This window comes from Facivitalis istanbulensis, assembly GCF_040560405.1.
In the GTDB taxonomy this organism is placed as follows: Bacteria; Pseudomonadota; Alphaproteobacteria; order Sphingomonadales; family Sphingomonadaceae; genus Sphingomonas; species Sphingomonas istanbulensis.
In genome coordinates, this window is record NZ_JAVSCQ010000042.1 from 1 (window position 1) to 19,906 (window position 19,906).

The following is a 19,906-nucleotide window of genomic DNA, read 5'->3' on the forward strand; positions in this document are numbered from 1 at the left end:
CCATCGCGATTGGTCATGTACCGCAGTCGAGACGATCGCCCGTGAGCACCGTAAGGCAATTGAGCGCAAGATCGCCGACCTATCAGCGCTTGATCACGAGTTGGCCCAAATCATTGAGAAATGCGGGTGAAGGACAAGCCACAAGGGGTGAACGGGCGGCCATGATATGGCGCTGGTTCACCGCGATCATCGGCTGTTACGGATTCGCGGTCGCGTCGGCGATGCTGACCGCCCGGGTGCTGCCGGTGTCCAGCGACATGGCGCGGGTCGAGGTTACCGGATGGCCGATGCTCCTGTCCTTCCTCGTCTATGCGATGGCCGGCCTGTGGACCCTGCACGAGATACGGCTGGGCCGCGTCAGCGCGGTGATCTGGGGCAGCACGCTCGTCATGGCGGGACTGCTCTGGTGGCTGGGCGTGCGCGCATGAGCAAGGCAGCGGCCGCAGCAGCGGGTGGCACCGGCCAGCGCGGCTGGCGACAGACCATGGCCTGGGCGCATGGCTGGCTGGGCCTGATCGCCGGGTGGATCCTGTTCACCATGTTTGTGACCGGCACCGCGGCCTATTTCCGTCCCGAGATCACCCAGTGGATGCAGCCGGAGATTCGCGCCACGGGCGCCACCCCGGCCCAGGCGGCGGGATCGGCCGTGCATTATCTGGCGCGGATCGGCGGTGACGACCAGCATTGGTATATCTACCTGCCCGACGCGCGGACGATCACCACCCGCGTCTTTCGCATTCCCGCCAAGCCCGATCCCAAGGCCCGCCTTGGCGAGCTTCACCTCGATCCCGTCAGCGGTGCGCCCCTGACCGCGCGCGACACGCTGGGCGGCGAGCATTTCTACCGCTTTCATTTCCAGCTTCAGCTGCCGCATCCCTGGGGCCGCTGGCTGGCGGGCCTGTGCGCGATGGCAATGCTGGGCGCCATCATCTCGGGCGTCATCACGCACAAGCGCATCTTCGCCGATTTCTTCACGCTGCGCTGGAACAAGGGGCAGCGAAGCTGGCTCGACGCGCACAATGTCTCTGGAAAGCAGCTCGACGCCCTTGTCCAGCCGACCGCCATGGACGATCGAATTCTCGGTATAGCCCGAGGTGAACAATATGGCGATATCGGGCAACCTTTCGCGTGCCTTGCGCGCCAGTTCCGGGCTTTTGAGGGTACCGGGCATGACGACGTCCGTAAACAGCATGTCGATCGGAACGCCGCTCTCAATGACGTGGAGCGCGCTCTGTGCATCCACCGCTTTCAGCACCCGATAGCCCAGGTCCGACAGCAGCTCGACCACGGTCGCGCGCACCTCGGCATCGTCCTCCACGACCAGCACGGTTTCAGTGCCGCCGGTGATCGGGCCGGTATCGACCGTGACCGCAACGTCCTCGGCATCCATTGCGCGCGGCAGGTAGAGCTTGATCGTCGTCCCGAGCCCCACTTCCGAATAGATCTTCACATGGCCGCCCGACTGTTTGACGAAGCCATAGACCATTGACAGGCCGAGCCCCGATCCCTTCCCCTCGCTCTTGGTCGAGAAAAATGGTTCGAAGACCTTTTGGATGATGTCCGGGCTCATGCCGCAACCGGTGTCCGATACGGCGAGCATCACATACTGGCCGGGCGCCACCTCGTCATGAGTGCGCGCATATTCGCAATCGAGATGGGCGTTGGCCAATTCGATAGTCAGCTTGCCCTGGGCATCCATCGCGTCGCGCGCGTTGATCGCAAGGTTCAGCAGTGCGTTCTCGATCTGCGCGGGATCGACAAAGGTGTTCCACAGGCCGCCACCCACGATCGTCTCAATCTCCACACCTTCGCCGATCGCGCGGCGCAGCATGTCGTCCATGCCCTGCACGAAACGGGTGACGTTGACGACTTTGGGCTCCAGCGCCTGGCGACGGCCAAAGGCGAGCAGTTGCGAGGCCAGTTTCGACCCTCGCGATACGCCGGCCATCGCATTGGCGACCCGTTGTTCGGCACGGGGATTTCCCGCGACGTCCTTGCCCAAGAGCTGAAGATTGCCCGAGACGACCTGCAACAGATTGTTGAAATCATGCGCGATGCCGCCGGTCAGCTTGCCGATCGTCTCCATCTTCTGCGCCTGGGCCAGCGCGCGCTCAGCCTGACGCCGCTCGTCGATTTCGCGGGAGACTCGAGCTTCGAGGGACTCGTTGAGTTGGCGTAGCTGCGCTTCGGCGCGTTCGCGGTGCGACACCTGCCCGGCCAGGACATTGGCCTGATCCCGCAGCGCCTGTTCGGCGGCGCGCTGCTCGGTGATGTCGGTGTGAACGCCGACCCATTCGACCACCTCGCCATCCGGGTCCGTGATCGGGAGCGCGCGGATCGCATAGGTTCGCCATGCGCCGTCCTGGCGGCGGATGCGATGTTCATGCACGAACAGGCTCTTGCTCGTGATCGCCCGGTTCCACGCGACGATGGTTTCAGCGGCGTCATCGGGATGCACGGCGCTTGCCCAGCCGAAACCCTGATATTGATGCGGCGTCTGGCCGGTCATCGTGGCCCAGCCGGGCTGTGTGCCCATCATCCGCCCATCGGGGCTGTTGGTCCACAATACGCCATGGACCGCGTCCATCGCGGCACGGAAGCGATCATTGCTGCGTTCGATCGCCTCCGAATGGCGCATCCGCTCATCGATATCGAAAACGAGGATGTGGAATCCGACCACGGCACCCTTGTCGTCGCGGCGCGGAATATAGCGGGCCTCGGCACGGCGACAGCTGCCGTCGCGATGGTGGATACGGACGTCGGCCGTGACCGTTTCGCCCGCCAGCGCTGCCTCGATCAGCGGGCGGCGCGCCCTGTAATCGACCTCGGTGAGAACGTCGCTGATCCGCGCGCCGAGCATCGCCGAGGGATCGATGCCCAGAAATTCGCGGTAATACTCATTGGCGAAGCGATAGCGCTCCTCGCGGTCGACGAAAGCCACCAGCACGGGCAAGGAGTCGGTGATCGTGCGCAGTTCCGCCTCGCGATCCACGAGCCGGCGTTCGGCGGCGATGCGGCGGGTATTCTCGATCATGGTCCACATGACCCCGCCGACTTCGCCGTGGCTGAGATAGATGGGGGTAGGATAGAGGTCGAACCCGACATTCTCTTCGACGCCCGAACGATCGAGGCCCAATGTCTGCTCGCGATAGGCGATGCCGTCAGCCATGGTGTTCCGCCCAAGCACGTCGCGGGTCCAATCGCCCATCTCGGGCCAGACATCACGGACGAGTGCGCCAAGGGCTTTCGGGTGACGCGACCCGGCAATCTCGCGATAGGCATCGTTATAGATCATGACATGGTCCGGTCCCCACATCAGCACCTTGGCGATGGGCGAGTGAACGATGTTCGTCACCGTTGCACGCAGTTCGGCAGGCCATCCCGCAATCATGCCAAGCCCGGTCGTGGTCCAGTCGAAGGCGCGCACCCGGTCACCGCACTCACCGCCGCCGATCAGCCATGGGTCGGCTTCGCCGACCGGGCATTCGGCGCGCAGCCGGTCGATAGCTGTGGCCACCAACGCGGCCTTGTCGGCGAACCGGCCACACCGGACGGCGTCGGCGACATACCGGTCCAGCTGCGGCGGGAGCGACAGCGTTCGCGACGGGGGAGTCTTCATCGATTGACGCATGGGTAAACCATGCTGCCAAGTCAATTGAGTGGCTATGCGATTGTCCTGAATCCGATCAGCTTTTGCAGCCTATCGGAGAGAATCCTCGCCAACGGGTTGCGGATGATGCGGTTGCAGGATCAGGGTCCGCCCCTCGACCCGCCAGCTTCGCAGTCGCGACAGGAAATTCATGCCCAGCACATCGGTATCGCCAAAGGCGGGGGAGATGACGACGGGCAGTTCGGTGGCATGGATCGTACCGATCCGAAGCGTGTCGACTCGCGCGGGCTGCGCCCGGACCATGCCATTGGCGGTATTGAGAATGACGGGAAACGCCGAGGTCCCGGTTGCCAGCCCGGCCGCGGCGGCGGTATCGGTCGACAGGGCGGTCAGTGTCGCGCCGCTATCGACCAGCATCCGCCGGCGGACACCATTGACGGCGACCTGCGCCCAGAAATGCCCGTCGGGTGCCATGCGGATGCGAACCGTGTCGCCCGCCACGGTCTGGTCTTGCAAGTTCAACAACTGGATGGCGCGTCGAACATAGGGATCGAATTGTTGTCGCTGCTGGACCAGGAGCAGCAGCCCTCCGGCGAGCAACGCCCAGCCGAACAGGGTGACGACACCGCGGAGGAAAGGGATGCGGCGGGTCAAGACCACCAGACCCAGGACGCACGCGGTCATCATGATGGCGGTCGACAGACCCGGTTCGGCAAACATCGCGGCGTCATCCATGGCATTGGCCCGGTTGCCGGGCAATATCCCCCTGCCTGCCGATTTGTGCCTGTACCGACGCTGACCGGTACAATTCAGTTGTGGTCGGCGATGCCCAATTCGGTGGCGCTGAACTTGCGACCGCCATACCAGCGGCGGAAGCTGCCGTCAGGTTGCCGGAAATAGCGGCGCCCCTGATGAAGCACGGGCGTTCCCATGGAGCGATAGGCGGCCCAGATTCCATAGACCATGGCGATCAACGCCAGGACTTTGATCCACTCCATCGACTTGATCCTTATGGTTATGATGGAGAGGCTTGCGTGAAATAAAATTCATGGCAAGGAAAATAGATGCTGCAATGCGGAAGGGATCATGGTTTTTCTTGCTGCGGAGCGGTGCCTTTACTGGGGAATGGGCGACTGAGCCCCGGCGTTCCGGACAGGCCAAATCGGCGGGAACGCTCGGTCCCGCGTGTGATGCCGATGCGCGGGCCGCTGACGATCGGCGGTTTGATACCGTGGTCGACGAGCTGGAAGGGCGGGGCTGCCAGCGAATGGCCGTCGAGCGCCAGATCGATGCCCAGCGCCTGACATAGCCGCCCCGGCCCGGCGCATAGCAGTACGGGTTTCCTCGCTGCACCGCGCCGGTCGCGCATCCGGTCCAGCCCCTGTTCGGGCATCAGCGCGCGGATCAGGACCGCGCTACCCGCGGTTCCGCATACAATGTTCAGGCAGTGATGGAGACCATAGATTCGATAGACATAGCTGTGTCCCACCGGTCCGAACATGGCTGCGTTGCGTGCTGTTCGCCCGGCATAGCTATGCGAGGCGGGATCGGCGGCGTCATAGGCCTCGGTCTCAAGGATCCGACCGCCGACACCGTCGACCAATATCGTCATGCCGATCAAGCGCCGCGCCACCGTGTCGACATCCTGTCGGAAGAAGTCGGGCGGCAGGTCCGTCATACCTCGGTATCGTGCCGCTCCCGGCCTTCGCCGCCGAAGACGGAAAGATAGCGTGCGACCTCGGCCGGCTCGCCGCTCGCCTTGGCGGGGTTGTCCGACAGCTTCACCGCCGGACGACCGTCCACTTCGACGATCTTGGCGACCAGCGAGATCGGTTCGAGGCCGGGCAGGCCATCGGGATCGCAGCCGCGAAAATCATTGGTCAGATTGGTGCCCCAGCCAAAGCTCATCCGCACCCGCCCGTTGAAATGGCGATAGGTTCGTTCGATCGAATCCACGTCCATGCCATCGGAAAAAATGAGCAATTTCTGGCGGGGATCGCGCCCATGCTGCCGCCACCAGTCGATGATCGCCTCCCCGGCCGTGATCGGCGGCGCGCTGTCGGGCCGAAAGCCGGTCCAGTCCGCGACCCAGTCGGGCGCATCGCGGAGAAATGCGGTGGTGCCGAAGGCATCGGGCAGAACGATCAGCAAATTGCCATGATAATGACGCTGCCACTCCTCGAGGACGCGATAGGGCGCCTTGCGCAACTCCTCGTCATTGTTCGCGAGCGCGGCGACCGCCATCGGCAATTCGTGCGCGTTGGTGCCGATCGCCTCCAGATCATTGTCCATCGCCAGCAGGATGTTGGACGTGCCGATCAGGCGTTCGCCCAATCCTTCCTTCAACGCCTCGACGCACCAGCGCTGCCATAGGAAGCCGTGTCGCCGCCGCGTGCCGAAATCCGAAATCGCAAGATCGGGCAGCGCGCGCAGCCGCTCCACCTTGGTCCAGAGCTTGGCCTTCGCACGGGCGTACAGGACATCCAGCGCAAACCGGCCCTTGCGATGCAGCGCCGCACGTGCCCTTAGTTCGTTGACGATCGCCAGCGCGGGAATCTCCCACATCATCGTCGCGCACCAGGGCCCGGCGAAGCGCAGCTCGAACTGGCCGTCACGTCGGCTGAGTTCATATTCGGGCAGCTGGAAATCGGCGAGCCACGCCAGAAAATCGGGTGCGAACATGCGCGTCTGGCCGTAAAAGCTGTTGCCCGCCAGCCAGATCAGTTCCTTCTTGCTAAAGCGCAGCGTGCGGGCATGGTCGAGTTGCGCGCGCAACTCCGCTTCCTCGATCACCTCGGCCAGGCGCACCGACTCGGTCCGGTTGCGCAGCGCGAAAGTGGCGTGGGTGTCCGGGTAGAGGTTACGGATCATCTGCAACATCAGCAGCTTGTAGAAATCGGTATCGAGCAGGCTGCGGATGATCGGGTCGAGGCGCCAGCCATGATCCCAGGTCCGTCTTGCAATATCCGTGACCGCCATAGCTGACTAACCCTGAAAACCTGTCGTTGCGACCTCGTACCAGAGCGGAGCGTTGGCGAGCAAATCGGCCAATCGGCATGATCGATCATCGATCCTGACCGTGGTGTCGCGCCAGTCGACCCGCCCTTCCGCGTTCATCAGCGGGAGGAGGCGGAGACCGACGATGCAGGTCAGTCGGGCCTTTCCACCGGTCCGTCGAAAGGCCAGCACCCGATCGCGCCCATGGCCCGTCACATCCAGCGGCTCATAATCGCCTTGCGCGAACAAGGTCGGATGGCGACGGCGCAGCCCCAGCAGGTCGGCCAGAAGCGACAGCTTGGGATGGTCGCCTCGCTCCAGTGCCGCCGCGCGGGCGGCATAATCGACCGGCCGTCGGTTGTCGGGATCGACCAGACTGAGATCGAAGAACTCGGTTCCCTGATAGCAATCCGGGATACCGGGCAAGGTCAGCCGCAGCGCCAGTTGCACGAGCGAGTTGGCCAGGGCGGCGGGCGCGATCTCGGCCAGCAGGCTGGTCAGGGTCGCGCGGAACGCCCGCCCGTCCGCGCCGAGGATCAACTGTTCCGCCAACCCGTTGCAGCGCTGCTCATAGGCGTGGTCGGGATATTCCCAGGAGGATCGCAGCTTGGCCTCGCGCAGCGCCTTTTCCTGCCAACTCGCGACACGCGCGAGAAAGGCGGCGTCGCCGCCCTGCTCGGGCCAGGCACCGAGCAAGGTCTGGACGAGCATGTACCAATCGGCCGGGTCGACCCCGTCCGACAGGGATCGGCTTTGATGCCGCCATAGCTCCACCGTCGCTCGCCAGCGCTCGGGCATAGTGCTGACCACGGCGAGGCGGGCGCGGACATCCTCGCCGCGCTTGTGGTCGTGCGTTGCCGTGGTCAGCATCGCGCGGGGGAAAATCTGCGCGCGTTCGCGCATGCGCTGATGAAATACCTGAAGGGGCAAGCTCATCCGCGCCGCGTCGAAGCCGACATCGTTGCGCGACAATAGCCGACCATAGCGGTAAAAGGCGGTGTCCTCGATCGCCTTGGCGGCGATCGGCGCGGAGAGTTGCTGGAACCGGCGGACGGCTTCCGTTCGCAGCGCGGGGGTGCCCGGACCATCGCCCGCCAGCCATTCGAGAATATGATCGACCACGAACGCCTCGCCCGGCGGCGTGAAGCGTGCGGCACCCTGCGCCACCTGGTCCCGGATCGCGGCGTCGCCGGGCGGCGCATCGGGGCCGTAGGTGCGATAGACGGGGAAGACCCACTGCATCCGCGCGATCGCGCGACGGAGCATCGCCATGGTGATCGCCGCCTCCAGTTCCGGGGTCGAGGCGAGCAGTCGCCCGAACGCGGCGACACATTGGTCGAACTGCCCCGCAAATTGCCAGGACAGAATGTCCTGCCGCGCCTGCAACGCCTCCGGTGCGAACTCGGCCGAGCGCTCGCTGAGCTCCGCCCACAGTGCGCCGAGCGGCTGCGCCCCTTCCGGCGCGTGGAGAAGGGCCGCGACATCCTCCATGAAATCATAGCCGCTGGTGCCGTCCACGGCCCATTCGGGATCGAGGCTTTCGTTGGCGGCCAGGATCTTTTCGATGACGATATAGGCGCGGTTGCCGTCTTCGCGGATGATGGCATCGAACCGGGCGTGTAGTCGCCGACAATAGCCGATCGGGTCGGTCAGGCCATCGACATGGTCGATCCGTACGCCGTCGATCAGCCCTTCGGCATAGAGCCGGACATAAAGGGCATGGGTCGCCTCGAAGACGGCCTCGTCCTCGACGCGCAATCCGGCCAAGTCGTTGATCGTGAAGAAGCGTCGCCAGTTGAGCGTGTCATTGGACACGCGCCAATACGCCAGTCGATAATGCTGGCGCTCGAGCAGTTCGGGCAAGTGCAGGGTGTCGGCGACGTCCTGATCCTCCTCGCGGATCGGCAGCCGATGCGCGCCATGGACGATGATTTCCGCGCGCGCGCCATTCCGCTTTACCGAGATCTGGCCGTCCGCCAGCGCCTTGGACAGCGGATCGCCGAGGACGGGCAGGATCAGCGGGGAGGACCAGTCGATGTCGAAGAAAGGGGCATAGGCGCTGGCCTGCCCATGCATCAGCACATCGTTCCACCAGCGATTGCCGCCACCCGCCACGCCCATATGGTTGGGCACGATGTCGATGATGACGCCCATTCCGCGCGCCCGTGCCGCAGCGGCGAGCGAGCGAAAGCCATCCTCGCCCCCGAGTTCGGGGTTGATGCGGGTCGGGTCGATCACGTCATAGCCATGCGGCGACCCTGCAGCCGCCACGGTGATGGGCGACGCATAGATATGGCTGATCCCTAACCGGTCGAGATAGGGCAGCAGCGCCTCGGCGCTGGCGAAGGGGAAGTCCTTGTGAAACTGGAAGCGATAGGTGGCGCGGGGCGTCATCGCGGCGTCCTTTCGGGGCAAAGGGCTCCGCGAGCGTTGAGCGTCGCGATCCGGCTGGCAACGCGGGAGTCGGCCAGCAGGATGTCGGTCTCCTCCGGCAGCCTGCGTCGCCAATTGGGGTGTTCGTCGATCGTGCCGGGCAGATTGGGCTGTTCTTCCAGGCCGAGCAAATCCTCCATCGGTACGAGGACCAGCGGACAGGGGGCGGAAGCAGTCGCCGCGATGGCGGCATCGACCATGGTGGACGCATCGTCTGGCGCGGGTGCGCCATCGCCGATCGCCTGCCATAGCGCGGTGCGCTCATCGGCTCGCGTCCGGCGTTCGGCGTCGGTCACGGCGCGACCCGCGATTTGCGCGCGCCATTCCAGGTCGCGTTCGGTCCACCAGCCCGCGAGCGTCGGGATGTCGTGCGTCGCGGTCATCGCGATTGCCCGTGGGTCCCATTGTCGGGGTGGGATGAAGGCGCCTTGCTGATTGCGCTCGAACGGCAAGACCCGCATCCCGTATAGGCCGGCATCGGCCATCACATCGCGAAAGCCGGGGGGCACGGTGCCCAGATCCTCGCCGATCACGATCGCTCCCCGCCCGCCCCGCGCCCGCTGCGCCTCGATCTTCAGGATGCGCAGCAGGTCGGTGAACGGCATGGACAGATACGCGCCCTGGTCGGCCGATGCGCCTTCGGGAATGACCCATAAGCGATATAGCCCGAGAGCATGGTCGATCCTGATCCCCCCCGCATGCGCCAGGACCGCGCGGAGCATGGCGATGAAGGGACCAAATCCCTGCCGCCGAAGCGCGAATGGGGATAGCGCGGCAATCCCCCAATTCTGTCCGTCCGGTCCCAGCGGATCCGGTGGCGCGCCGATCGACAGGCCGTTCAGCAAATCCTGCGGGCGGCTCCAGCCATGCGCGCCGTCCCCCGCCACGCCGATCGCCATGTCCGCGATCAGGCCGATCGCCATGCCCGCGCTTTCCGCTGCAGCGGAGGCCGTGGCCAGGCCGTGATCCGCACGCCACTGGGCAAAGGCGTAGAAGGCGATCGCGTCACGATGATCGGCGGCGAAACGCGCGACGGCCACCCCATTGGGATCGTGATACGCTTCGGGCCAGGCTTGCCAGCCCTGTGCACCGTCGCGGGTGAAGAAATAGCCATGAAGGGCATCGAAGACCGACTGGACCTGAAGCGGCTCCCCCTGCTGGTCTCGCCATGTGGCAAAGCGCGTGCGATCCTGTGGCGGCAGGGTGTCGAAGGCGGTCCGAAGGTCGCGCATCCGGTCCGGTGCTGCCACGCGCCAGTCGATCAGTGCATCCTCCGCGCAGGTCGGCGCGCCTGCCGATGCGAGCCAGATATTGCGGAAATGGCGGCTGGACGGCGCATAGGGGCTGAACCGCGATGCGTCCGCCGGGAAGAGCGCATGAACCGGGCTGATCGCCAAGGCGGCGGCCCCCGCGCGGCCCAGCACGTGTGCGGCGCGCGCAAGGCTGTCGAAATCGCCATAGGCCTTGCCCTGATCCCGCAATGAGGGGATCTGGACCGCGCCACCCCATGATGGGATCGTGGGGAGGGGCGGGCAGCATCGCGGCGCAATGGCCACCGTCAGCGCGCACGCGCCCTGCTCCAGCCGATGATAGCCGATATCCCATTGCGGGGGCAGGATCGTGGCGCCATCGCCGAGGGTGATCGTGACCGACCGGGTTTCGCCCTGCTCGGTCGTCAGCAGCGCTGCGCCGGGCTGCCAGCCCCCGGGCAAGGGAACGGCCTGCCCCTGATCGCCGGACAGGAACGTCGTTGGGCCGGTATCGCAGTCCAGACAGTTCAATATGGCGTCTAGCGCATCGTCGGCGACGATCTGGTCGCGCCCCTGCGCATCGCGCCATTCACGGCTGAGCCCGGCGCGGCGTGCGCGATCGCGAAGGTCGTTCACGTCGAGATCCAGGCCGCGAAACGATCGCCATCGCGGTAGAGCAGAGTGCCCTCCTCCCGCGGCAGCGAGGCGGGACACGCGTCCAGATCGAGCATGATGGTCAGCATGGTACCATCGCCCATTCGCCAGCGTGCCTTCACCGCCTTGTCGCCGATCGCCTCCGCCGAGATCCCCATCGTGCCGCGCAGGCGTGGGCATAGATCGGCTTGCCGCAGCGCCAGCAATTCGCGGTACAGCGCCCGCCACATCCCGGCGTCGGGGCCGGGACGGGGAATCGAAGCCTGGAAGGTGGAATGCGCATTGGGATCGGGGATGCGCGCCCGTATGGCCTCATCGGCGAAGGCATCGAATTTCGCGAATTCCCTCCGCCGGCCTTCGCGGACCGCATCGGCCAGTTCATCGTGAAAATCGGTGAAGAACAGGAAGGGACTATCGCTCCCCTCCTCCTCGCCCATGAACAGGAGCGGGATCTGCGGGCAGAGCAGCAAAAGCGCGGTGGCCGCGCGCAATCGATCGGGATCGGTCAGGTGGATCAGACGCTCGCCCATGGCGCGATTGCCGATCTGGTCATGGTTCTGGAGGAACGCGACGAAGGCGGTGCTGGGCAGATGGGCGGAAGGCGTGCCGCGCGCGCGGCCGTCATGCCCCGGCGATCCCTGCCCCTGATAGATGAACCCGTCCTTCAGGCAGCGGGCCAGCCCTTCGGCCGGGCGATCGGCGAAATTGCCATAATAGCCGGCCGTCTCGCCGGTCAGCAGGACATGAAGCACATTGTGGAAATCGTCATTCCACTGCGCGTCATAGCGATCCGTGCCCAGCCGGTCGGCGTCGTTCCTCTCATTTTCCAGCACCAGATGGACATGCCGTCCGGGCAGTGCCGCGCGGATCTCCGCCGCCATTCGATCGAGGAAATCGTCATCGGCGATGGCATGGACCGCATCGAAGCGCAGCCCGTCGATCCGATAGTCTCGCAGCCACATCAGCGCATTATCGACGAAGAAGCGATGCACGGGTTCGGCATCGACCGCGATGGCCCCGCCCCAGGGCGTATCCATGTCCCTATGGGAAAAGGCCGCCGCATAGGCGTGGAGGTAATTCCCGTCTGGACCGAAATGATTATACACCACGTCCAGAAGGACCGACAGGCCCATGCCGTGCGCGGTATCCACCAAGGCTTTCAGATCGGCGGGCGATCCATAGGGTTCGGCCACGGCATAGGGCAGCACGCCATCATAGCCCCAGTTGCGCGCACCGCCGAACGCGTTGACCGGCATCAGTTCGATCGCCGTGATCCCCGACGCGGCGATGGCACCCAGTCGCTCGCGCACGCCAGCAAAGCCACCCAATGTGCCCGCATGGACCTCCAGGATCGCCATCTCTTCCCAGGGGCGGCCGCGCCAATCATTCGTCCGCCAGGCAAAGGCTGGGTCGGCGACCAGGCTCCAGCCATGAACTCCGCCGGATTGCGCGCGCGACGCCGGGTCTGGAACCACCAGATCCTCGCCGAGGCGGAAGCGGTAACGCGTGCCCGGTTCCGCCTCAACCACCACTGCGAACCAGCCTTCGGTGCCGGGGCACATGGCGAGCGGGGGCTGTCCCTCAATCTCCAGCGCCACCGCGGCGCGGTCCGGTGCCCAGAGATGAAAGCGAACCCGCCCATCGGCGAGCGGTTCGGGACCCCAATGGCTCATGCCGATATCGAATCCCGCCAGGTGATCAGTACCGCGCCTTGCGGGGCGACCTCATAGCTGTCCCCGATCTCGATTTCACCCTGGTCGGGCCTGGCGCTGTCGATCAGGACGATGCGCGCCGCATGGGGTGGGGGCAGGGTGAAGGTGATCGGGTCGGCCGAACCGTTGAGCAGCAGCGAAACCGCCTCCACGCCGCCGTCATCGGTCGCGCTGGCCCGGCGCATCATCAGCGCGCGGCCTTCGGGATTGTCCCAATCCTCCGGCGTCAATCGTTCGCCACGTTCGTCCCACCATTCGATATCGTTGATGCCCTGCCCGGGCGTATCCTGCCCATAGAGGAATTGCGGCGCACGCAGGACGGTAAAACGGCGGCGCAATTCGGCCAGTCGCGCGGTAAAGGCAATCATCGTCTCGCCTTCGGGCAGGGCTGCGGCCTTCCAGTCGAGCCAGCTGATGGCGTTGTCCTGGCAATAGGCATTGTTGTTGCCGCGCTGGGTCCGGCCGAATTCGTCACCCGCGACAATCATGGGCGTGCCGAGCGAGGCCATCAGGGTGGTCATCATCGAACGCATGACACGGCCGCGCGCCGCGTTGATGCTCTCATCGTCGGTCGGTCCTTCGGCACCCCAGTTGCGCGCGTAATTTTCGGAATGACCGTCGCGATTGTCCTCTTGATTGGCCTCATTGTGGCGCTCCTCGTACATGACGGTATCGGCCAGCGTGAAGCCGTCATGCGCGGCCAGCATATTCAGACTGGCCCAGGGGCGACGGGCCCGGCGGTCGAACAGATCGCCCGATCCCGACAGGCGCGCCGCCAGTTCGCCCCGCTGGCCAGGATCGCCGCGCCAGAATTTGCGCACCGTGTCGCGGTATTTGTCGTTCCATTCCGAAAAGCCCGGCGGGAAATTGCCGAGCTGATATCCGCCCGGGCCGACATCCCAGGGCTCGGTCAGCAGCTTCAATCGGCCCAGCACCGGGTCCTGTCGGAGCACATCGAAAAAGGCCGATCCGGGATCGAAGCCGTCCGCCTCGCGCCCCAGCGTCAGCCCGAGATCGAAGCGGAACCCGTCCACGCCGAAACTCGTCGCCCAGTAACGCAGCGAATCCACCACCATCTGTATGACCCGCGCCTGCGACAGGTTCAGCGTGTTGCCGGTGCCGGTGTCATTGATCGTGTAGCGCGGCCGATCCTGGACCAATCGATAATAGCTGGCATTGTCCAGCCCGCGCCATGACAGGGTCGGCCCCTTTTCGGATCCTTCGCAGGTATGGTTGTAGACGACGTCGAGGATCACCTCGATCCCCGCCTTGTGCAGCCTGTGGACCGCGCGGCGGAGTTCGTCCTGCGTGTCACTGGCAAAATACGCTTGCTCAGGGGCGAAAAAGCCGAGGGTGTTGTAGCCCCAATAGTTGCGCAGGCCCTTTTCCTGGAGGAAACGATCCTGGGTGAAGCTGTGGATCGGCAGCAATTCGATCGCGGTGACGCCGATCCGCTTGAGATGCTTGATGACCGCGGGATGGCCGAGCGCCGCATAGGTTCCGCGCTCACGTGGCGGAACAAGCTCCATCAGCTTGGTCAGCCCTTTGACATGCGCCTCATAAATCACCGTTTCCGACCATGGCGTGTGGGGCTTCACGTCCCGCGACCAGTCGAAATGATCGTCGACCACGACCGCCTTGGGCATGGCGGCGGCGCTGTCACGCCTGTCGAAGCTCAGATCCTCCTTTCTGGATCGGATCTGATAGCCATGCAGCGCGTCGGTCCATCGGATTTCGCCGAACAGCTTGCGGGCATAGGGGTCGAGCAGCAACTTGTTCGGATTGAAACGATGCCCCGCCTCCGGTTCATAGGGCCCGTGAGCGCGGTAGCCATAGAGCATCCCCGGCCCGACATCCGGCAGATAGCCGTGCCACACCTCATCGGTGCATTCGGGCAGGGTGTAACGCGTCAACTCGCGCCGGCCCTTGGGGTCGAAGATACAGAGTTCGATCCGATCGGCATTGGCCGAGAAGATGGCGAAATTCACCCCCTCGCCGTCGAAGGTCGCACCTAGCGGGTAGGGCGATCCGGCGAGAATCCGGTCAGGCAAAGCAGTCAAATCGGGTCTCCGACGCATATCGGTGAAACGGTGCGATCGATGGTCGATGGGGGCAAATGGCCCGGTGATTCACCGGTATCCGCTATCAGTTTGACTTGGCGGCACGCGGCTTGCGAGGTCTGGCCTTGGCCGCGCTTTCGGTCGGGATGGCGATGGTCCCTCTGCGCGGCGAGACGGATTTGCGTTTGGGCGTGGGATCCGCCGTGTTCGTCGGCCCGGAGTCGGCAGTCGCTTCGTCCAACTCGCGCTCGGCCATTTCCCAGTGATTGCGATCGCGGCCCTGGGGACAGCCTTCGGCCTGCCAGATATGGTAAGCGCGGACGCGCAATTGGTCTTCCCGATCGTTCACCGTCTGCTCCGGTCCTTTTGGGTGTGCGAGCGTAACGATCGGACACAGGGTTCCGCTCCCCGAAAATCGGCTTAATCGGAATCAACGTGCGATGGACGGCTTGACGTTGACAGCATCTTGCGCGTCAAGCTGGCGAATACGCCTTTGTGTCGGGGGCCCGTGTCGCCCGGCGAGCCTTTGACATGGCGGATGTCGGTAGGAGATGTGACCGGCTATTCGGAAAATGAATTGAGTAAATCGCCAGTCGTCGGGCGCTCTCGACCATGGGGGCGTCAGACCGACCGAGCAGGACTAACCAGTCTTCCAGCCACAAAGATCCGGCGATGCTGGTCGAAGGGGCCAATGACAGGCATTCGTTCGGGGCGAAGTACGGTGGCGCTGCGGGTTCGTCCTTGCTAGCAGCGTGGTGATGGCCTCCGATCTCCTCAATTCGCAATTGGCGTTCCTGGCGGGAGGCGGCGCGGCGACCGATCTGATCTTGGCGCGGGACTGGACGGGGCATGCCATGGGGCCGCCCGAGACGTGGCCGGACGATTTCCGGGTTGCGCTCAGCCTGGTCCTCAATTCGCCGGAATCGATGATTCTCGCCTGGGGCCCGGAGCTGCATTTCTTCTTCAACGAGACCTATTTCCCGCTGCTCGGTCCACGTCTGCCCTGGGCGATGGGAACGCGGTTCGATGAAGTCTGGGCCGACGCGCTGGAGCAGGCCAAGCCGATCATCGACGATGCTCTGGCGGGGCGGACGCAACGCTTTGTGGATCTGCCGTGGAAACTCGACACCGATCGGGGCGAGGCGAATACATTCTGGAGCTTTTCCTACTCTCGCGTCCTGAACGCCAAGGGGAAGGTGGCCGGCCTCTTCATCTTCACGAACGAGACGACGGCGCGTGTCCTTGCGGACGCGGCCTTGCGCGAGAGCCAGCAGCAATTGTCGCTGGCGCTCGACGAGTTGCGGGCGCTGAACGTCACGTTGGAACAGCGTGTCATCGAACGCACCGCCGAGCGCGATCGGATGTGGGACGTCTCGCCCGACCTCCTCGCCGTGATGGCGGACGATGAGACGATCATGCGAGTCAATCCCGCCTGGGCCCGGATTCTCGGCTATTCCGATGCGCGCTTGATCGGACGGTCGGTCATGGCGTTCGTCCATGACGACGACGTCGCGGCCGCGCGTGATGCGATGGCGCAATCCTTGTCCGGCCGGACGCCACGGGTCGAGGTGAGAATGCGCCATGCCGATGGCCATTTCGAATGGGTGGCCTGGGTCGGCGCCGCGCGCAGTGGCGAGGTCTTTGCGGTCGGTCGCCAGATCACCCAGCAAAAGGCGGCGCAGGAGGCGCTGCGCCAGACCGAGGAGCAACTCCGGCAGGCGCAGAAGCTCGAGGCGATCGGCCAGCTCACGGGGAGCGTCGCGCATGATTTCAACAATCTGCTCACCGTCATCCGCGGGTCGATCGACCTGCTGCGCCGCGCCGAGTTTCCGGCCGAGCGCCGCCAGCGTCAGATCGATGCGATCGCCGATGCGGCGGATCGCGCAGCCAAGCTGACCGCACAACTGCTCGCCTTTGCGCGGCGGCAACCCTTGACGCCCGAGATCGTCGATGTGGGGGCCAGCCTGCTCTCGCTGACGGATATGATCGCGACCTTGTGCGGTCCTGGCATCGCGCTCGCGATCCATCTGCCGGATCAGCCGTGCCACGCTCATGTCGATCGCAGCCAGCTCGATACGGCGGTGGTCAACATGGCGGTCAACGCCCGTGACGCGATGGCGGGCAGGGGTGAACTGACCATCCGTGTCTGGTCAGAGGAGGCGCAGGGCGGGGAGCAGATCTGTATTGCGATCGCGGACAGCGGCGAGGGCATTCCCCCGGAACGGCTGGAGCAGATTTTCGAGCCGTTCTTCACCACCAAGAAGCTCGGTGCGGGAACCGGACTGGGTCTCAGCCAGGTGTTCGGCTTCGCGCGCCAGTCGGGGGGCAATGTAACGGTGCGAAGCGAGCCCGGGCAGGGGGCGACGTTCACCCTCATCCTGCCCAAGGTCCATGGCCTGCCCATGCCGCACACCGCATCGGGAGGCGAGCGGAGCAAGCAGCGGGCCGAATGCTGTGTCCTGGTCGTCGAGGACAATGTCGAGGTCGGGCAGTTCGCCGTCGAAGCGCTCCGGACGCTGGGTTGTCGCACCGTCGTGGCGGTCAATGCCGCGGCGGCGATGGAGGAACTGAAAGCCGGGGTCGAGCGGTTCGACCTAGTCTTTTCCGATGTGATGATGCCGGGCCAGTCGGGGATCGACTTCGCGCATGAGATCGCGCGGCTTTATCCCCAATTGCGCATTCTGCTGACCAGCGGATACAGCCAGATCATCGCCGATGAAGGCAGCCATGGCTTCGCCTTGTTGCGCAAGCCCTACACCCTTACGGAACTCGCGCAGCAGATCGACCACCTATATTGCAGCGGGGGCTAATCGAGATCGTTCTCGCTCACCACCACCAGCGACTGCTTCATGTCGCGGCCCAATGCAGTGAGCGCCGCCTCCAGGATATCGTCCGAATAGCGATCGAACATTTCGATCGCATCGCCGTCGGGTACATCGCCGCTCAACGCTTCGAGCAGGTCATATTGTACCGCGAACTGATACTCCTCGCCGTCCATCTCGGCCACAAATTCGACCTGCCGTTCCGCCGCATTGTCTTCAAGCGTATCCTGGATGACCGTCAACGCATCGTCCGCCATGGTGATCCCATCCCGTTTCCTGTTCGGAGCGGGTACGCCGCAGGAGAGCTTCGGGTTCCCTGCGGCGCCTGCGTTATTTGACGCGGTGCCAGCGCTGCTCGCGGCAGCCCAGCCGCCCGAGCAGGCAGCCCTCGCCGACCAGCGTCCGTGCATCGACCTGGGTGATCGTGCCTTTGACCTCGCGACCGATATCCGGGATGAAGACCGTTCCTGCCCAGCGGCCGGTTTCCAACTCCTCGAAATCGGTGAACAGCCGCGTGCCGACGAGCGTGGACGATCCGCCGCGCGCGGCATCGGCCTTGGCTTTTTCGTTGGCCCAGACGACGGTGCCGCACATCAGGTCGGCATCCTGCCTACGATCGCACGGGCCGAAACGGACCTGGACGCTGTTCGATGGATTGGCCCAGGTTCCCGCTGGTGCGCGCGCGTCCGCCATCGTCGCAGCGCCGAATGCGGCCCATGCCGCCACGGCCCCTGCCAATGCTCGTCCCATCGTCTTCATGCGCCCTCCAATCCTGATATCCGTATTTCGTGACAATGTAGGAAGCCTCTTCACCAAAACAAAATGGCCGATGGGTCGCCCCACCGGCCATCATGTCTGGTGTCAGGGAAAGGCTGTCACACCGAACGCTTGGCCAGTTCCTTGCTAATGCCCAGAGCCGCCAGCGTCGCGACTGCGCCCGACAAGAGATAGGCACCGACCGACAACAGGCCGAAATGGCTTGCCAGCAGCAGCGCGGCCAGCGGCGCGAAACCGGCACCGATCAGCCAGGCAAGATCCGAGGTGATCGCGGCACCGGTGTAGCGGCGCAGGGGCGAGAAGCCCGAATTGATCGCACCCGAGGACTGGCCAAAGCCAAGGCCGAGCAGCAGGAAGCCGACAAGGATATAGATGGTCTGGCCGGTCCTGCCCTGTTCGAGCAACTGCGGCCCGAAGCCGGCAAAGGCGGAGATCAGCGCGGCCGAGACGCCCAGCAAGGTCCGGCGACCGATCCGGTCGGCGATCTTGCCGGAGGCCAGGATGGCGAAGAAGCCGACGACGCAGCCGACCATTTCAATGGCCATGAAGCCCTGCGGCGCATCCTGGTTGAACAATACGACCCAGGACAGCGGGAACACCGAGACGATGTGGAACATCGCAAAGCTGGCGAGTGGTGCGAAGGCCCCCAGGATGACCGTGCGGCCTTCGGTCGACAGCGTTTCGCCGACCGGCGCGGGCTGAAGCTCGCGGCTCTCGAACAGGCGCTGGAACTCCGGCGTGGCGACGATCCGCAGCCGGGCGAAGAGCGCGACGACGTTGATCGCGAAGGCCACGAAGAACGGATAGCGCCAGCCCCAGTCGAGGAAGTCGGCCGGGCTCAGCGTGGTCATGAAGAAGGCGAACAGGCCGTTGGCGACCAGCAGGCCGAGCGGCGCACCCAACTGCGGGATCATCGCATACCAGCCGCGCCGACGCTCCGGCGCGTTCAGCGACAGCAGCGAGGGCAGGCCGTCCCAGGCACCGCCCAGCGCGAGGCCCTGGCAGACACGGAAGAAGCCGAGCAGGACCGCGGCCGACGTGCCGATCTGCGCGTAGCCGGGCAGGAAGGCGATGGCCATGGTCGAGCCACCGAGCAGGAACAGCGCGACGGTCAGCTTGACGCCGCGACCCAGATTCCGGTCGATGGCCATGAAGATGAAGGTGCCGATCGGCCGCGCGATGAACGCCAGCGCGAAGAGCGCGAAGGAGTAGATCGTGCCGGTCAACGCATCGACATAGGGAAAGATCAGCGACGGGAAGACCAGCACCGACGCGATCGCGTAGACGAAGAAATCGAAAAATTCCGACGTGCGCCCCAGGATCACGCCGATCGCGATATCGCCCGGCGCGACGTGATGATGATCCTTGGCATTCACCAACCGAGCATCCCGCTCAATGGGCGTCGAGGTCGACGCGGTTAACTCTGCGCTCATGGGCTGCCGGTCCTGACTTCTTGACTGTAACCCCGCATTTCTCAATGATTTGGGCCAACTCGTGATCAAGCGCTGATAGGTCGGCGATCTTGCGCTCAATTGCCTTACGGTGCTCACGGGCGATCGTCTCGACTGCGGTACATGACCAATCGCGATGG

General features: G+C 64.6%; 16 protein-coding genes and 2 pseudogenes. 4 read left to right on the plus strand and 14 right to left on the minus strand.

All coding sequences use genetic code 11. The annotated features are described in order from the left end of the window. The 3 genes and pseudogenes from RN629_RS17020 to RN629_RS17030 form a co-directional block, all read left to right on the plus strand. Nucleotides 1-130, plus strand: a 130-nt coding sequence (locus RN629_RS17020) for a MerR family DNA-binding protein (RefSeq protein ID WP_407036320.1), incomplete at its 5' end; no start/stop codon positions are given. Between the two features lie 31 nt (nucleotides 131-161). Further along, nucleotides 162-428 carry a hypothetical protein gene (locus RN629_RS17025; protein WP_407036306.1) on the plus strand — a complete coding sequence of 89 codons (267 nt, stop codon included), beginning with the start codon at nucleotides 162-164 and terminating at the stop codon, nucleotides 426-428. 110 nt (nucleotides 429-538) lie between these two features. Beyond that, nucleotides 539-970: pseudogene (locus RN629_RS17030) on the plus strand (PepSY domain-containing protein); the annotation flags it as partial. Nucleotides 971-1,012: 42 nt separating this feature from the next. Here RN629_RS17030 and RN629_RS17035 read toward each other — a convergent pair. From RN629_RS17035 to RN629_RS17080, 10 genes and pseudogenes are all read right to left on the minus strand, one after another. Further along, nucleotides 1,013-3,619, minus strand: a pseudogene (locus RN629_RS17035) (PAS domain-containing protein); the annotation flags it as partial. A gap of 81 nt (nucleotides 3,620-3,700) precedes the next feature. After that, nucleotides 3,701-4,330: a retropepsin-like aspartic protease family protein gene (locus tag RN629_RS17040; protein ID WP_407036307.1), complete on the minus strand. Its 630-nt coding sequence runs from the start codon at nucleotides 4,328-4,330 to the stop codon at nucleotides 3,701-3,703. An 89-nt stretch (nucleotides 4,331-4,419) separates the two neighbouring features. Continuing rightward, a complete protein-coding gene (locus RN629_RS17045) occupies nucleotides 4,420-4,608 on the minus strand; it encodes a hypothetical protein (RefSeq protein ID WP_407036308.1) in 189 nt (62 codons plus the stop codon). An 86-nt stretch (nucleotides 4,609-4,694) separates the two neighbouring features. Then, nucleotides 4,695-5,288, minus strand: coding sequence for a DNA-3-methyladenine glycosylase (locus tag RN629_RS17050; RefSeq protein WP_407036309.1), 594 nt, complete (start codon nucleotides 5,286-5,288; stop codon nucleotides 4,695-4,697). Then, nucleotides 5,285-6,589, minus strand: coding sequence for a nicotinate phosphoribosyltransferase (gene pncB, locus RN629_RS17055; RefSeq protein ID WP_407036310.1), 1,305 nt, complete (start codon nucleotides 6,587-6,589; stop codon nucleotides 5,285-5,287). Before pncB ends, RN629_RS17050 begins: the two co-directional genes overlap by 4 nt. Nucleotides 6,590-6,595: 6 nt before the next feature. Then, nucleotides 6,596-9,001: a malto-oligosyltrehalose synthase gene (gene treY, locus RN629_RS17060; protein WP_407036311.1), complete on the minus strand. Its 2,406-nt coding sequence runs from the start codon at nucleotides 8,999-9,001 to the stop codon at nucleotides 6,596-6,598. After that, a complete protein-coding gene (gene malQ, locus RN629_RS17065) occupies nucleotides 8,998-10,926 on the minus strand; it encodes a 4-alpha-glucanotransferase (protein WP_407036312.1) in 1,929 nt (642 codons plus the stop codon). The genes treY and malQ overlap by 4 nt, the downstream gene beginning before the upstream one ends. After that, nucleotides 10,923-12,617, minus strand: a complete 1,695-nt coding sequence (treZ, locus tag RN629_RS17070) for a malto-oligosyltrehalose trehalohydrolase (protein WP_407036313.1) — start codon at nucleotides 12,615-12,617, stop codon at nucleotides 10,923-10,925. The genes malQ and treZ overlap by 4 nt, the downstream gene beginning before the upstream one ends. Beyond that, a complete protein-coding gene (gene glgX / locus RN629_RS17075; RefSeq protein WP_455189843.1) occupies nucleotides 12,614-14,716 on the minus strand; it encodes a glycogen debranching protein GlgX in 2,103 nt (700 codons plus the stop codon). The genes treZ and glgX overlap by 4 nt, the downstream gene beginning before the upstream one ends. An 85-nt stretch (nucleotides 14,717-14,801) precedes the next feature. Beyond that, a complete protein-coding gene (locus RN629_RS17080) occupies nucleotides 14,802-15,065 on the minus strand; it encodes a DUF2934 domain-containing protein (RefSeq protein WP_407036314.1) in 264 nt (87 codons plus the stop codon). Between the two features lie 409 nt (nucleotides 15,066-15,474). Between RN629_RS17080 and RN629_RS17085 the strand changes: the two genes are divergently transcribed. Beyond that, nucleotides 15,475-17,526, plus strand: coding sequence for a hybrid sensor histidine kinase/response regulator (locus RN629_RS17085; protein ID WP_407036315.1), 2,052 nt, complete (start codon nucleotides 15,475-15,477; stop codon nucleotides 17,524-17,526). On the opposite strand, the gene RN629_RS17090 is transcribed toward RN629_RS17085, so the two are convergent. The 4 genes from RN629_RS17090 to RN629_RS17105 form a co-directional block, all read right to left on the minus strand. Continuing rightward, complete coding sequence (locus RN629_RS17090) at nucleotides 17,523-17,795, minus strand: DUF1488 family protein (protein ID WP_407036316.1); 273 nt, start codon at nucleotides 17,793-17,795, stop codon at nucleotides 17,523-17,525. The two genes, RN629_RS17085 and RN629_RS17090, sit on opposite strands and share 4 nt — an antisense overlap. Before the next feature lie 73 nt (nucleotides 17,796-17,868). Continuing rightward, a complete protein-coding gene (locus RN629_RS17095; RefSeq protein WP_407036317.1) occupies nucleotides 17,869-18,297 on the minus strand; it encodes a DUF2147 domain-containing protein in 429 nt (142 codons plus the stop codon). A gap of 116 nt (nucleotides 18,298-18,413) precedes the next feature. Next, entirely contained in the window at nucleotides 18,414-19,748 is a 1,335-nt protein-coding gene (locus RN629_RS17100) for an MFS transporter (protein WP_407036318.1), read from the minus strand. Then, nucleotides 19,708-19,906: MerR family DNA-binding protein (locus RN629_RS17105; RefSeq protein ID WP_407036319.1), on the minus strand; the 199-nt coding region annotated here is incomplete at its 5' end. The genes RN629_RS17100 and RN629_RS17105, both read right to left, overlap by 41 nt.